Origin of the sequence: Serratia sp. BNK-10, from assembly GCF_047456065.1 — a bacterium.
Classification (GTDB): Bacteria; Pseudomonadota; Gammaproteobacteria; order Enterobacterales; family Enterobacteriaceae; genus Serratia; species Serratia ureilytica.
In genome coordinates this window covers 3,394,953-3,408,294 of the sequence record NZ_CP179894.1, presented here as the reverse complement: position 1 = coordinate 3,408,294, position 13,342 = coordinate 3,394,953, and the positions used below count along the sequence as shown (strand labels likewise).

Sequence of the window (13,342 nt, the reverse complement as noted above, 5' to 3'; positions counted from 1 at the left end):
TCCCGTTAGCTCAGCCAGGCGCCGAGCGGCAGTGTGACATCGAGAAGTTGGTCAAAGGCGTAGTACAACGCTGCGCCCATGATGACGCCGGAGATGGCCGCCGCCGGCAGGCTGGCCTGAAACAGCAGGCCGATGCTGAACGTCAGCAGCGCGGTCGCCAGCGGAAAGCCGAGCCATTCAAACCCCCAGGCATACAGCACCAGGGTGATCACCAGCACCAGCAGCCGCTGCATCACCTTGTGGTGCGGCCATTCCACCGCCTGCGGGCGGCGCAGCAACAGCAGCGCCGCGCACAGCGCCATCAGGCTGAGGATCGCCAGCGGGAAAGGGCGCGGCCCCAGCGGTTCATAGCTGTATTCGCTCTGGATGCCCCAGCCGATGAACAGCCCGCCGATACACAGCAGCAGCCAAAAGCCGGCAAAAATACGATCGCTCATGGTTTTCCCCTGCGGTTATTTGGCCAGGCCGAACACTTTCGCCTGCTCACGGTATTGGGCAACCTGATTCTTCACGTAGGCGTCCAGCTCTTTGCCGGTCAGGTTGAATTCGAACAGGCCGCGCAGATCGCGCTGCTGCTTGAATTCGTCGGTCGCCATCATTTTCTGGAAGGTGTCGATCCACCACTGATACTCTTCATCGCTGACTTTCGGCCCGACGTAGAAGCCGCGAATGATCGGCCACACCAGGCTGTATCCTTGCTCTTTGGCGGTGGGAATATCGGCCAACTGGCCCGGCAGACGTTGCTCGGCATACACCGCCAGCACGCGGATCTTGTCGCCCTGCAGGTAAGGCACCATTTCGCTCAGATCGCCGGATACCGCCTGGATGTGGTTGCCCAGCAGCGCGGTGACCGGTTCCCCGCCGCCCTCGAACGCCACGTAGCGCATCTTGCGCGGATCCACGCCGACTTCGCGCGCCAGCAGCGCGGTTTTCATCCAGTCCTGGCTGCCGATCGAGGCGCCGGCGCCGAACACCACGCTGTTGGGATCTTTTTGGAAAGCGTCCATCAAGTCTTTCAAGGTTTTGTAAGGCGAGTCGGCGCGCACCGCGATCATGCCGTAGTCGGTACCGACCGCCGCCAGCCATTTCACGTCGTCCACGTTGTAGCGGCCGAACTTGCCCTGAGCCAGGTTGAGCAGCGAACCGCCGGAGAAGGCCACCACGGTGCCGAACTCCGCCGGGCGTTGCGCGACGATGGCGTTGTAGGCCACCGCGCCGACGCCGCCGGGCATATAGGTGACGCGCATCGGTTTATCAATGGCCTTGGTGTCCTGCAGCGATACCTGAATCAGTTTGCAGGTCAGATCGAAGCCGCCGCCGGGTTTGGCCGGCGCAATGCATTCGGTGCGTTTGGGCGCTTCCACGGCAAAGGCCTGAGAGGCCGCCAGCAACAGGGCGGCGGCGGTAAAGGTACGGGTCATTATTTTTTTCATTGTGACTTACCCTCGGTATTGTCTGATGGTGAATCCCGCCGAATGCGGTTGCGGAATTGTTAAAACAACAACCTTTCATTTACCTTTCAGTGGCCGGAAAAGTTTCCAGTCTGTGATTAGGGTCTCTTGTCGCGAGCGAACGGCGGGTGCGCTAACATAGAATGGGCGCAGAGAACAGCACGCAAAACCGGCCAAAACCCTGCGTAATGTCAGGATTGCCGATAGTCATTCACGTTAAAATCATCTGTAATAAAATGAATAGAGATGCAGTGATATGTTTTCGTTAGGGAAATTGTTTGGCGGCAGGGACAGCGCCAAGGTATGTGCGATTAAACGCTTGCCAGAGGTCTACGCCGAGATGGCGGGAGAAGCCGGGCAGTGTCGTGTGAAGCGCTTGCGCCCTGAGATTGGCGTATTTGAGCTGCATTTCGTCAACGCCGACGGTGAAAAGTATGTCTGCCCGATGACCGCCTGCGTGACCGGCATCGATCTGGTGTTTGCCGCCAACAACCGCTCCGTGCTGGTTTCTTCGCCGTTTACCGCCGACAAGCTGCGTCCGGTGTTGGATCTTGCTCTCGCCGATAGCCCCATCACGCTGATCTGAGGCGTCACACGAGCGCGCCCCAGTACGCATAATTGTGTGCCAGCTCCCAAAACTGGCGGCGCGGCGCTCTTTTATCCCCTTATTTTCCATGCCATTCTCTGTTATCGACCTGTTAACAGACGCCGCATCGGTGTCTGGTTGTTCAGGTAAATCAATGGAATGGGAACATGCGACTGTTATTGGTTGAAGATCACCCCGAGCTGTCTCACTGGTTGCAAAAGGCGCTGACCGGCGCCGGATTTGCCGTCGACGTCGCGCCGGACGGCGTGGCCGCCGACCACCTGTTGCTTAATGAACGCTATGCGCTGGCGGTGCTGGATGTGGCGTTGCCGCGTCTGAACGGTCTCGATTTGCTGGCGCGCCTGCGCAAGCGCGGGCAGGATCTGCCAGTGCTGTTGCTGACGGCGCGCACCGACGTGACCGACCGGGTGAAAGGCCTGAATCTGGGGGCGGACGACTACCTGACCAAACCGTTCGAACTGGACGAGCTGGAGGCGCGCATTCGGGCGTTGCTGCGCCGCAGCGTCGGCGCCGCGCAGCCGGCGTTGCAATACGGCGCGTTGACCTATCATGACGAAGGTTATTTCCTGCTGGAGAGCAAACCGCTGGCGCTGACGCCGCGCGAGCTGGCGGTGCTGACCGCGCTGATGCACCGGCGCGGCCGCCCGGTGGCCAAGCAGCAGCTGTTTGAGCAGGTGTTTACGCTGTCTGACGAGGCCAATCCGGAGAGCATTGAGCTTTACGTACACCGTTTGCGGAAAAAGCTGCAGGGCAGCGACGTGGCGATCGTCACGCTGCGCGGTCTGGGCTACAGCCTGGAACTGTGCAATGCGGTGGTTTAACGCGCCGCGTTCGCTGTTTTATCAACTGCTGCTGTTTTTTGGCCTGCCGCTGCTGGCGCTGGGCGGCATCTCTATCTACACCCACTACTTCAGCGCCATGAGCGCCGCCACCCTGGCCTACGACCGCACGCTGCTGGCGTCGGCGCGCACCGTGGCGGAGCGGCTGGTGGTGCGCGAAGGCAAGCTGGCGGTCGATGTGCCTTATGTGGTGCTCGACAGCTTCGAGCGCAACATGAACGATCAGCTCTATTACGAGGTGATCTCGCCACAGGGGAAAAGCATCTCGGGCTATGACGATTTGCCGTCGTTGCCGCCCCACATTCCACGCTCCACCCTCTATCCGGCATTGGTGCATTTCTACGATGCGGAATACCTTGGCCGGCCGATCCGCGTGGCGGCGCTGTTTCAACCGGTCAACGAGTCGGGCGTGAGCGGCATGGCGACCATTCTGGTGGCGGAAACCCTGGAATCGCGTCGTTACCTGGCGCGGCAGATGATGATCGCGGCGCTGTTGAGCCAGGGCACGGTGGTGGTGTTGACCCTGATCCTGGCGTTCGCGCTGCTCAAGCGGGTGTTGAAGCCGATGCGTAAACTCTCCGGCATCATGCTGCGGCGCGATCCGGGCGAACTGACGCCTTTGCCGCGGGTTCTTCCCTGGTCGGAGATGCAGCCGCTGCTGGTGGCATTTAATCGTTACATCGAACGGCTGCGGCTGATGGTGGCGCGTCAGGAACGCTTCAGCGCCGACGCCTCTCACCAGCTGCGCACCCCGCTGGCGGTGCTGAAGACCCAGGTCGGGGTGGCGCTGGCCAGCGATCGGCCGCAGCAGTGGCGCGAAAGTCTGCAGGCGATGAGCGCGACGCTGGATAACACCGTGGCGCTCACCGACCGTCTGCTGCACCTCTCGCGCCTGAAAGCCAGCGAGCACAGCGCCGATCGCAAGCTGCAGCCGGTCAATTTGGCGCAGGTGCTGCGCGACGCCTGTTTCTCTCGCTTGCCGCAGGCGCGCAGCAAACAGATCGATCTCGGTTTCGAGGGTGAAGCGGCATGTCAGGTCGCGGGGGAGCCGCTGCTGTTGGCCGAGCTGTGTGCCAATCTGCTGGACAACGCGCTGAAATACACGCCGCGTCAGGGCGTGGTGACCGCCCGCCTTACGCGGGACAAGGCTACGGGGGAAGGGGTGCTGGAGATAGAAGACAGCGGCCCGGGCATCGCCTTGCAGGACAAGGCGTTGGCGCTGCAGCCGTTTCATCGTTTGGACAACGTGGGCGATCAGCCGGGCGCCGGTTTGGGATTGGCGTTGGTGAAGGACATCACCGCGTATCACGGCACCCGCCCGGAGCTGTTGAGCTCCGCCGCGCTGGGCGGCCTGTTGGTGCGGGTGCGTTTCAGGTTGCTGGCTTAGGCCTGTTCTTTGCAGGAATCTGCGCCTGCCGCCGGGGCTTTGGCTTTACGCGTCAGCGGCGTGCGCAGCCGCTGCGACAGGATCACGCCCAGCAGGGTGATGCCGCCGCCGATCAGGTGGTAACCGTGCAATTGTTCATGCAGGAACAGCACCGCGATAGCGGCGGTAAACACCGGCGCCAGGTTCATGAAGATCGAGGTGGTGTTGGCGCCCAGGCGCAGGACGCCCTGAATCCACAGGTACGGCGCGATGATCGAGGCCGGAATGCCGGCGAACAGCACCAGCGGCAGGTTATGGCCGTTCAAGCCGACATCCTGCGCCATCAGGAAATTCGGCAGCAGCAACAGCACGCCGAACAGGATCTGCACGTAGAGCGATTGCCAGTTCGGCAGCGCGATGGCCCAGCGTTTGGTCAACACGCCATACAGCGCGTAAGAGGCGGTGGCGAGCAGCATCATCAATTCCCCTTTGCCGATACCGTGCTGCAACAGCGCGCCGGGCTGACCGCCGCTGACCAGCCAGATCAAACCGCAGAAGGAGAGAATGCTGCCGAGCAGCACGCCGACGGTCGGCGCAATGCGCAGCAGTACGATGCTGATCAGGATGGTCAGCAGTGGGATCAGCGACACGATGATGCCCATAAACAGCGCGCTGACGCTGTGCGCCGCGTAATAGGCCAGGCTTTGATACAGCACCATGCCGAGCAAGCCGAGGATCATCAGCTTCCACCAGTTGGCGCGCACCTGCGCCCAGTTGCGAAGCACGCCCGGCAGCACAAACGGCGTCAGGGCGATCAGCGCCAGCAGCCAGCGGTAGAGCGAGATGGCCGCCGGATCGATGGCGGTGGCGGAGAGTTTGCTGACGACGGCGTTAATCGACCAAATCAGCACGGCCAGCAGGGGGAAAAGCATATTCATGACAATTATTCTCAATAGCGTCCAACATGCTGGCTAGTCTACGCGTGTCCGGTTTATCATATATAACGATATTCAGACAAAAATCGGCGTAAATAAGACAAATCACGAGACGAAACCATGCCAGAAATCCGCCATTTTCCCGAGTCGCTGATCCCGGCGCCAAACCCGGTGCAGTTTCGTTGCGAGGAGTTCAACGTCCGCACCGAATTCCAGCCGCACAGCCATACCTGGGGCCAATTGATGTGGGTCAAAGCCGGGGTGATGGTGCTGCGCATCGGCGGGCAGCGCTTTCTGGCGCCGCCGGAGTACGTGCTGTGGACGCCGGCGGGCATCGAACACTCCTGTTACAACCAGCGGCTGGCGCAGTGCCGCATGGTGGACATCGCGCCGGCGCTGTGCGCCGGCATGCCGGCCGATCCTTGCCTGGTCAATGTGACGCCGATCTTTCGCGCCATCGCCGAGGATTTCTATGCGCGCAAACAGTACATTCCGCAGGCGGAGGCGGATTTGCGCCTCTGCCAGGTGCTGATCGACCAACTGCATCTGTCGCCGCGCCAGCAAACCTATCTGCCGTCGTCGGACGACAAATTTTTGGCGCCGGTGCTGGAAGCGCTGGAACATTGCCCGGCGGACAACACTTCGCTGGCGACGTGGGCGAAGCGGGTATACACCACCGAGCGCACGCTGTCTCGCCGCTGCCAGCAGGATTTGGGCATGCCGTTCAGCGAATGGCGCCAGCGCCTGCGGTTCCTGCACGCCGTGTCGCTGCTCGAACAGGGCAAAACCGTGCAGGACGTGGCGCTGGAGGTCGGTTACAGCTCCGCGTCGGCCTTTATCGTCATGTTCCAGCAGATCGCCGGCACCACCCCTGAGCGCTTTCGCCGTGCCTGATTCAGTGGCACACTATTTCGCAGACAAATAGCCGTAAACCGTCGGAGAACGCAGTGAAAATTCTGGTTGATGAAAATATGCCGTATGCGGCCGAGCTGTTCAGCCGCCTGGGCGACGTGCGGGCGGTGCCGGGGCGTCCGATCCCGCTTGAGGCGCTGGCGGATGCCGACGCGCTGATGGTGCGTTCGGTCACCAAGGTCAATGAAGCCTTGTTGGCCGGCAGCCGCATCGGCTTTGTCGGCACCGCTACCGCCGGCACCGATCACGTCGATGATGCCTGGCTGCAACGGCAGGGCATCGGGTTTTCCGCCGCGCCGGGCTGCAACGCCATCGCGGTGGTCGAGTATGTGTTCTCCGCATTGATGCTGCTGGCCGAGCGCGATGGCTTCCAATTGCGGGATAAAACCGTCGGCATCGTCGGCGTGGGCAACGTCGGTTCGCGTCTGGACGCGCGCCTCAAAGCGCTGGGCGTGCGCACGCTACTGTGCGATCCACCGCGCGCCGATCGCGGCGACGCCGGGGAATTCTGGCCACTGGAGAAATTGGTGGCCGAGGCCGACGTGCTGACCTTCCATACGCCGCTGAATAAATCCGGCCCGTATCATTCATTGCATCTGGCGGACGCCGATCTGCTGGCGGCGTTGCCGGACAACCGCATTCTGATCAACGCCTGCCGTGGGCCGGTGGTGGATAACGCCGCGTTGCTGCAGGCGTTGGAAAAAGGCAAAAAGCTGAGCACGGTGCTGGACGTGTGGGAACCGGAGCCGGATCTCGCCTTGCCGCTGTTGGCGCGGGTGGATATCGGCACCGCGCACATCGCCGGGTATACGCTGGAAGGCAAGGCGCGCGGCACCACTCAGGTGTTCGAAGCGTTCAGCCGCCATCTGGGGCAGCCGCAACAGGTGGCGTTGGCCTCGCTGCTGCCGGTGCCGGAGTTCAGCCAGATCCGTCTCAACGGCCCGCTGGATGAAGCGCGGTTAAAACGATTGATGCACTTGGTGTATGATGTGCGCCGCGATGATGCGCCGCTGCGCAAAGTCGCCGGGCAACCGGGCGAGTTCGATCGCCTGCGCAAGCACTACCAGGAACGCCGCGAGTGGTCTTCGCTGGCCGTGCAATGCGATGACAGCGCCAGCGCCGAGCTGCTCGGCAAGTTGGGCTTCAGCATCGCGTAGCGCGTAAGGTTGTCTTAAGCCAACGCCGCTACAGTGAGCGGCAAAGATTATCGGGCGGTGGCTGCACTGCCCGTCTGCTTTTATGAATGAAATACTCTGGAGAAAACCCAATGTCTGACGGCTGGAATATCGCGCTGCTCGGCGCCACTGGCGCGGTAGGTGAAGCGTTGCTGGAATTGTTGCAGGAACGCCAGTTCCCGGTGGGTGAGCTCTATCCTCTGGCAAGCGAACGCAGCGCGGGCGCCAATGTGCGCTTCAACGGCAAGTCTCTTCTGGTGCAAAACGCCGAAGAGTTCGATTGGTCGCAGGCGCAGCTGGCCTTCTTCGTCGCCGGCAGCGACGCTTCAGCGCGCTATGCCGAAGAGGCCGGCAACATGGGCTGTCTGGTGATCGACACCAGCGGCCTGTTCGCCATGGAACCGGATGTGCCGCTGGTGGTGCCTGGCGTTAACCCGCAGGTGCTGGCGGATTACCGCAACCGCAACATCGTCGCGGTGGCCGACAGCATGGTCAGCCAACTGCTGACGGCGATCAAACCGCTGACCGAACAGGCGGGGCTGTCGCGCCTGCACGTCACGACGCTGATGTCGGTATCCTCGCGCGGCAAGGCGGCGGTGGACGATCTGGCCGGCCAGAGCGCGCGGCTGTTGAACGGCATCCCGGCCGAAGAAGGCGTTTTCACTAAACAGCTGGCGTTTAATATGCTGCCGCTTGTCGCCGACGAGCAGGGCAGCGTGCGCGAAGAGCGCCTGATCGTCGATCAGGTGCGCAAGGTGCTGCAGGACGAAGGGTTGCCGATTTCGGTGAGCTGCATCCAGTCGCCGGTGTTTTATGGCCACGCCCAGGTCGTGCATCTGGAAGCGCTGCGTCCGCTGTCCGCCGAAGAGGCGCGCAGCGAGCTTGAAGAGGTCGAAGACGTTCAACTGAGTGAAGAGGATGATTACCCGACTCAGGTCACCGAAGCTTCCGGCAGCGATGCGCTCAGCATCGGGTGTCTGCGCAACGATTACGGCATCCCCGAGCTGTTGCAGTTCTGGACGGTGGCGGACAACGTCCGCTTCGGCGGCGCGTTGATGGCGATCGAAACCGCCGAGCGTCTGGTGCAGGAGCAGATGTACTGATGTCTGAGGTGGTCTCGCCCGCTCAGCCGACGCTGAAGGTAGCGCTGGGCATCGAATATGACGGCAGCCATTACTACGGCTGGCAGCGGCAGCAAGAAGTGGCCAGCGTGCAGGAACGGCTGGAGCAGGCGTTGAGCAAGGTGGCGGATGCGCCGATCAACGTGCTGTGCGCCGGGCGCACCGACGCCGGGGTGCACGCCACCGGGCAGGTGGTGCACTTCGAAACCACCGCGCGCCGCAAGGACGCCGCCTGGACGATGGGCGTCAACACCCATTTGCCGCCGGACATCGCGGTGCGCTGGGTGAGCCCCGTCGCCGATGATTTTCACGCGCGTTTCAGCGCCACCGCGCGCCGTTACCGCTATATTATTTTCAACCATCGCTACCGGCCGGCGGTGTTGCAACAGGGGGTGACGCATTTTTATCACCCGCTGGACGCGGACCGCATGCATCGGGCGGCGCAGGCATTGCTGGGCGAGAACGACTTTACCTCGTTTCGCGCGGTGCAATGCCAGTCGCGCACCCCGTGGCGCTGCGTAAAACACGTTAAGGTTACGCGCTACGGCGAATATATTGTGGTAGATATCAAGGCGAATGCCTTCGTGCATCACATGGTTCGCAACATCGTCGGCAGCCTGATGGAGATCGGCTGCGGCAATCAGGATGAGAACTGGATGGCCGAGTTGCTGGCGCTGAAGGATCGCAATCTGGCGGCGGCGACGGCGCGAGCCGAGGGGCTGTATCTGGTTTCCGTGGACTATCCCGACCACTTTGGCATCCCGCGGCCGCCGATGGGGCCGCTGTTTTTACCCGACGATTAAACGCCGGCACGCCTGAAAGCGTCGCTCCCTTGTGCTTCTGCCGGGTGATTGAAACGCCCGGTATCAATGAGAGAATTTATGGACATCATCAAGTTTATTATTGATTTCATTCTGCATATTGATGTGCACCTGGCCGAACTGGTCGCACAATACGGCATGTGGGTCTACGCTATTCTGTTCCTGATCCTGTTTTGCGAGACCGGTTTGGTGGTGACGCCGTTCCTGCCGGGGGATTCTTTGCTGTTCGTCGCCGGCGCGCTGGCGGCTTTGCCGACCAACGATCTGAACGTGCACACCATGGTGGCGTTGATGGCCGTGGCGGCGATCATCGGCGATGCGGTGAACTACACTATCGGGCGGTTGTTTGGCGAGAAGCTGTTCAGCAACCCGAATTCGAAAATCTTCCGCCGCAGCTACCTGGATAAAACGCATCAGTTTTATGAGAAGCACGGCGGGAAAACGATTATTCTGGCGCGATTCGTGCCGATCGTGCGTACTTTTGCGCCGTTCGTCGCCGGCATGGGGCATATGTCCTATCGCCACTTCGCCGCCTACAACGTGATTGGCGCACTGGTTTGGGTGCTGCTCTTCACTTATGCTGGCTACCTGTTCGGCGATCTGCCGGTGGTGCAGGAGAACCTGAAACTGCTGATCGTCGGGATCATCATCGTTTCGATTCTGCCGGGCGTGATTGAAATTTGGCGCCACAAGCGCGCCGCCGCCCGCCAGCAAAAACAATAAAAACATCGCTCAACCTGTCGGTTCGACCAGTTTTTTGTCCACAGCGTCGGGCCGATATGGTTTAATGAGCGACATTATGGTCTGTTCCTGCGAACAACCCTGAAGCCGATGCCTCGGTCGCGCGCTTGCCGCGCGGCGAACGGGCATTTTTTCATTGGGGGTGTTTTCAGGGGGATTGTTAAAGCATGAACAGCGGACTGGCGTGTGCCAGGTTCAAACAGAAAGGTCATCGATGAGCTGGATTGAACGAATTCTTAACAAGAGCAATATCACACAAACCCGTAAGGCGAGCATTCCTGAAGGGGTCTGGACCAAATGCGACAGCTGCGGCCAGGTTCTCTACCGCGCCGAGCTGGAGCGTAATCTGGAAGTGTGTCCGAAGTGCGACCACCATATGCGTATGAGCGCGCGCGCGCGTCTGCATACCCTGCTGGATGAAGGCAGCGAAGTGGAGCTGGGCAGCGATCTGGAGCCGAAAGACGTTCTGAAATTCAAGGATTCCAAGCGCTATAAAGATCGTCTGGTCGCCGCACAGAAAGCGACCGGCGAGAAAGATGCGCTGGTGGTGATGAAGGGCACGCTGTACGGCATGCCGATCGTCGCGGCGTCCTTTGAATTCGCCTTCATCGGCGGTTCGATGTCTTCCGTGGTTGGCGCGCGTTTCGTGCGTGCGGTTGAGCAGGCGCTGGAGGACAACTGTCCGCTGGTGTGCTTCTCCGCCAGCGGCGGCGCGCGCATGCAGGAAGCGCTGATGTCGCTGATGCAGATGGCGAAAACCAGCGCGGCGTTGGCCAAAATGCAGGAGCGCGGCTTGCCGTACATCTCCGTGCTGACCGACCCGACCATGGGCGGCGTCTCCGCCAGCCTGGCGATGCTGGGCGACATCAACATCGCCGAGCCGAAAGCGCTGATCGGCTTTGCCGGCCCGCGCGTGATCGAGCAAACCGTGCGCGAGAAACTGCCGCCGGGCTTCCAGCGCAGCGAGTTCCTGATCGAAAAAGGCGCGATCGACATGATCGTTCGCCGTCCGGAAATGCGCCAAACGCTGGCGAGCATTCTGTCCAAGCTGACCAACCAGCCGCAGCCGCATTTCGATGAGGCCGCGCCGGTCATTGAGCCGGAGCAGCAGGTCGACGCCTGAGGCAAAGACGGATCCCGCCCGGGTTCAGCCGCCACTTTGTGGCTAAGTGACGGCTGATGCCCGTTCCCTGCCGGCCGCGGCCTATGACGTTGCGGTTTGCAGGTGGGCGGCAGTGACGAAGCGCATCGCCTTTACCGCGGTGAGGGTGGTGCCCTGATGGATTAATGAACCCAAGTTCAGTGATGGGACTCATGCAAAACCACCAAATTCCCCAAGCCACGTCGCCATTGAGCTCGTGGCTTTACTATCTGGAACGTCTGCACAGCCAGGCGATCGAACTCGGCCTCGAGCGCGTACAGCGCGTCGCGGCGCATCTGGACTTACTGACCCCCGCTCCCACGGTGTTCACCGTTGCCGGCACTAACGGCAAAGGCACGACCTGTCGCACCCTTGAAGCCATTCTGCTGGCCGCCGGCCTGCGCGTCGGCGTTTACAGCTCACCGCATCTGGTGCGCTACACCGAACGCGTGCGCATTCAGGGGGAAGAGCTGAGCGAAGCGGAGCACAGCCGCTCGTTTGCCGCCATTGAAGCCGGCCGCGGCGAAACGTCGTTGACCTATTTCGAATTCGGCACCCTGTCGGCGCTGCAGCTGTTCAAACAGGCGCGGCTGGACGTGGTGATCCTGGAAGTCGGCCTGGGCGGGCGTCTCGACGCCACCAACATCGTCGATCCGAGCGTGGCGGTGATCACCAGCATCGCGCTCGATCACACCGACTGGCTGGGCAACGATCGCGAAAGCATCGGCCGTGAAAAGGCCGGCATTTTCCGCAGCGGCAAGCCGGCGGTAGTGGGCGAACCCGACATGCCGGACAGCATTCGCCAGGTCGCCGAAACGCTGGGCGCGCCGCTGTATCGCCGTGGTGAAGCCTGGAGCTTCAGCGAGCAGGGCGATCGCTGGCAGTGGCAGGGCGGCGACACGCTGCTGACCGATCTGCCGACGCCGAACGTGCCGCTGGCCAACGCCGCTACCGCGCTGGCGGCGCTGAACTGTTCCCCGCTGGAAATCGACGAGCGCGCGATCTTCACCGGGCTGCAGCAGGCGACGCTGCCGGGGCGTTTCCAGATCGTGCGGCGGGAGCCGATGCTGATCCTCGATGTGGCGCACAACCCGCACGCCGCCGGCTATCTCGCCGGGCGTCTGGCCAAGCTGCCGCGCGACGGCGGCAAGGTGCGCGCGGTGGTGGGCATGCTGTCGGACAAGGACATCGCCGGTACGCTGGCCTGCCTGAGCGAGCAGGTAGATGAATGGTACTGCGCACCGCTCGACGGCCCGCGCGGCGCCAGCGTCGAACTGCTGGCGCAACATCTGGCGGAACCGCGACGCTTTAATGATGTCGAAACTGCCTGGCGGCAGGCTATGCAGGATGCTGATAAACAGGATATTGTGATCGTCTGTGGATCGTTCCACACCGTTGCGCAGGTGATGGCGGCGTCAGACGAGATGCGGGGAGTGTGAGTGGCGAGTAAATTTCAGAACCGACTGGTCGGAACCGTGATTCTGGTGGCGCTGGGGGTGATTATCCTGCCAGGGTTGCTGGACGGCAAAAAGAAGCATTACGAGGATGAATTCGCGGCCATTCCTTTGGTGCCGAAGGCGGGCGACGTCGAAGAGAACGACGTGTTGCCGCCGGTGACGCAGCCGTTGCCGGCGCAGCCGCCGGAAGGGGCGGGCGCGCTGGTCGAGCAGCAGGCGGCCAACGAAGCGGCGGCGCAACAGGCGGTGCGACAGAATGCTCAGCAACCGACGCAGGTGGCGCCGCCGCCGGTCGAGACGCGTCCTCAGCCGGTGCAGCAGCAGCCTAAGCCGAAACCGGTGGAAACCAAACCGGTAGAGGTGAAACCGAAACCGGCGCCGCAGCCGAAGCCGGTGGAAGTGAAACCGACGCCTAAGCCGGAGCCGAAACCTGAACCGACGCCGAAGCCTGAGCCGGCACCGCAGCCGAAACCGGCGGAAGAAAAAGCGCCGGCCGGGCAAGCCTATGTCGTGCAGCTCGGGGCGTTGAAAAATGCCGCCAAGGCGAACGAGATTGTCGCTTCGCTGCGTCTTTCGGGCTATCGCGCCTTCACCGTGCCGTCAACGCCGGTGCAAGGGCAGATCACCCGCATCTACGTCGGCCCGGATGCTTCCAAGCAGAAGCTGCAGGCGGCATTGCCGTCGCTGAACTCGATCAGCGGGCTGAGCGGGCAGGTGAAGCCGTACGGTCGTTAAACCCCGCAGGGGCGCAGCAGGATGCGCCCCTGAATTAAGGA

At 61.9% G+C, this 13,342-nt stretch carries 14 protein-coding genes; 11 read left to right on the top strand and 3 right to left on the bottom strand.

Going from position 1 to position 13,342, the window contains the following annotated elements; genetic code table 11:
* Window positions 1-5: 5 nt before the first annotated feature.
* On the bottom strand, window positions 6-437 hold the full coding sequence (locus tag ACMGG9_RS16440; protein ID WP_033643891.1) for a tripartite tricarboxylate transporter TctB family protein: 432 nt from the start codon (window positions 435-437) through the stop codon (window positions 6-8).
* A gap of 15 nt (window positions 438-452) precedes the next feature.
* Window positions 453-1,433, bottom strand: a complete 981-nt coding sequence (locus tag ACMGG9_RS16435) for a Bug family tripartite tricarboxylate transporter substrate binding protein (protein WP_033651957.1) — start codon at window positions 1,431-1,433, stop codon at window positions 453-455.
* A gap of 274 nt (window positions 1,434-1,707) precedes the next feature.
* Here ACMGG9_RS16435 and ACMGG9_RS16430 point away from each other — a divergent pair, with 274 nt between their 5' ends.
* The 3 genes from ACMGG9_RS16430 to ACMGG9_RS16420 all read left to right on the top strand — a co-directional run bounded on the left by ACMGG9_RS16430 (window position 1,708) and on the right by ACMGG9_RS16420 (window position 4,284).
* On the top strand, window positions 1,708-2,037 hold the full coding sequence (locus tag ACMGG9_RS16430) for a hypothetical protein (RefSeq protein ID WP_047025296.1): 330 nt from the start codon (window positions 1,708-1,710) through the stop codon (window positions 2,035-2,037).
* A gap of 167 nt (window positions 2,038-2,204) precedes the next feature.
* Entirely contained in the window at window positions 2,205-2,879 is a 675-nt protein-coding gene (gene tctD / locus ACMGG9_RS16425; RefSeq protein ID WP_033643888.1) for a transcriptional regulator TctD, read from the top strand.
* A complete protein-coding gene (locus ACMGG9_RS16420) occupies window positions 2,866-4,284 on the top strand; it encodes a sensor histidine kinase (RefSeq protein WP_033651954.1) in 1,419 nt (472 codons plus the stop codon). Before tctD ends, ACMGG9_RS16420 begins: the two co-directional genes overlap by 14 nt.
* Here the strand turns inward: ACMGG9_RS16420 and ACMGG9_RS16415 are convergent.
* Complete coding sequence (locus ACMGG9_RS16415) at window positions 4,281-5,201, bottom strand: DMT family transporter (protein ID WP_033651953.1); 921 nt, start codon at window positions 5,199-5,201, stop codon at window positions 4,281-4,283. The two genes, ACMGG9_RS16420 and ACMGG9_RS16415, sit on opposite strands and share 4 nt — an antisense overlap.
* A gap of 117 nt (window positions 5,202-5,318) precedes the next feature.
* Here ACMGG9_RS16415 and ACMGG9_RS16410 point away from each other — a divergent pair, with 117 nt between their 5' ends.
* The 8 genes from ACMGG9_RS16410 (at window position 5,319) to dedD (ending at window position 13,301) form a co-directional block, all read left to right on the top strand.
* Window positions 5,319-6,092: an AraC family transcriptional regulator gene (locus ACMGG9_RS16410; protein ID WP_033643885.1), complete on the top strand. Its 774-nt coding sequence runs from the start codon at window positions 5,319-5,321 to the stop codon at window positions 6,090-6,092.
* A gap of 53 nt (window positions 6,093-6,145) precedes the next feature.
* Entirely contained in the window at window positions 6,146-7,267 is a 1,122-nt protein-coding gene (gene pdxB / locus ACMGG9_RS16405) for a 4-phosphoerythronate dehydrogenase PdxB (RefSeq protein ID WP_033643884.1), read from the top strand.
* A gap of 110 nt (window positions 7,268-7,377) precedes the next feature.
* The gene (locus tag ACMGG9_RS16400) at window positions 7,378-8,388 is read left to right on the top strand and encodes an aspartate-semialdehyde dehydrogenase (RefSeq protein ID WP_033643883.1); all 1,011 of its coding nucleotides are present in this window, start codon (window positions 7,378-7,380) and stop codon (window positions 8,386-8,388) included.
* On the top strand, window positions 8,388-9,209 hold the full coding sequence (gene truA, locus ACMGG9_RS16395; protein WP_046687554.1) for a tRNA pseudouridine(38-40) synthase TruA: 822 nt from the start codon (window positions 8,388-8,390) through the stop codon (window positions 9,207-9,209). Before ACMGG9_RS16400 ends, truA begins: the two co-directional genes overlap by 1 nt.
* 78 nt (window positions 9,210-9,287) lie before the next feature.
* Entirely contained in the window at window positions 9,288-9,950 is a 663-nt protein-coding gene (locus tag ACMGG9_RS16390; RefSeq protein ID WP_004936130.1) for a DedA family protein, read from the top strand.
* Window positions 9,951-10,182: 232 nt separating this feature from the next.
* Window positions 10,183-11,091 (top strand): acetyl-CoA carboxylase, carboxyltransferase subunit beta, encoded by a 909-nt coding sequence (gene accD, locus ACMGG9_RS16385; RefSeq protein ID WP_414161569.1) that lies wholly within the window; start codon window positions 10,183-10,185, stop codon window positions 11,089-11,091.
* Window positions 11,092-11,282: 191 nt separating this feature from the next.
* Window positions 11,283-12,548 carry a bifunctional tetrahydrofolate synthase/dihydrofolate synthase gene (folC, locus tag ACMGG9_RS16380; RefSeq protein WP_033643879.1) on the top strand — a complete coding sequence of 422 codons (1,266 nt, stop codon included), beginning with the start codon at window positions 11,283-11,285 and terminating at the stop codon, window positions 12,546-12,548.
* Entirely contained in the window at window positions 12,549-13,301 is a 753-nt protein-coding gene (gene dedD, locus ACMGG9_RS16375) for a cell division protein DedD (RefSeq protein WP_033643878.1), read from the top strand.
* Window positions 13,302-13,342 lie beyond the last annotated feature (41 nt).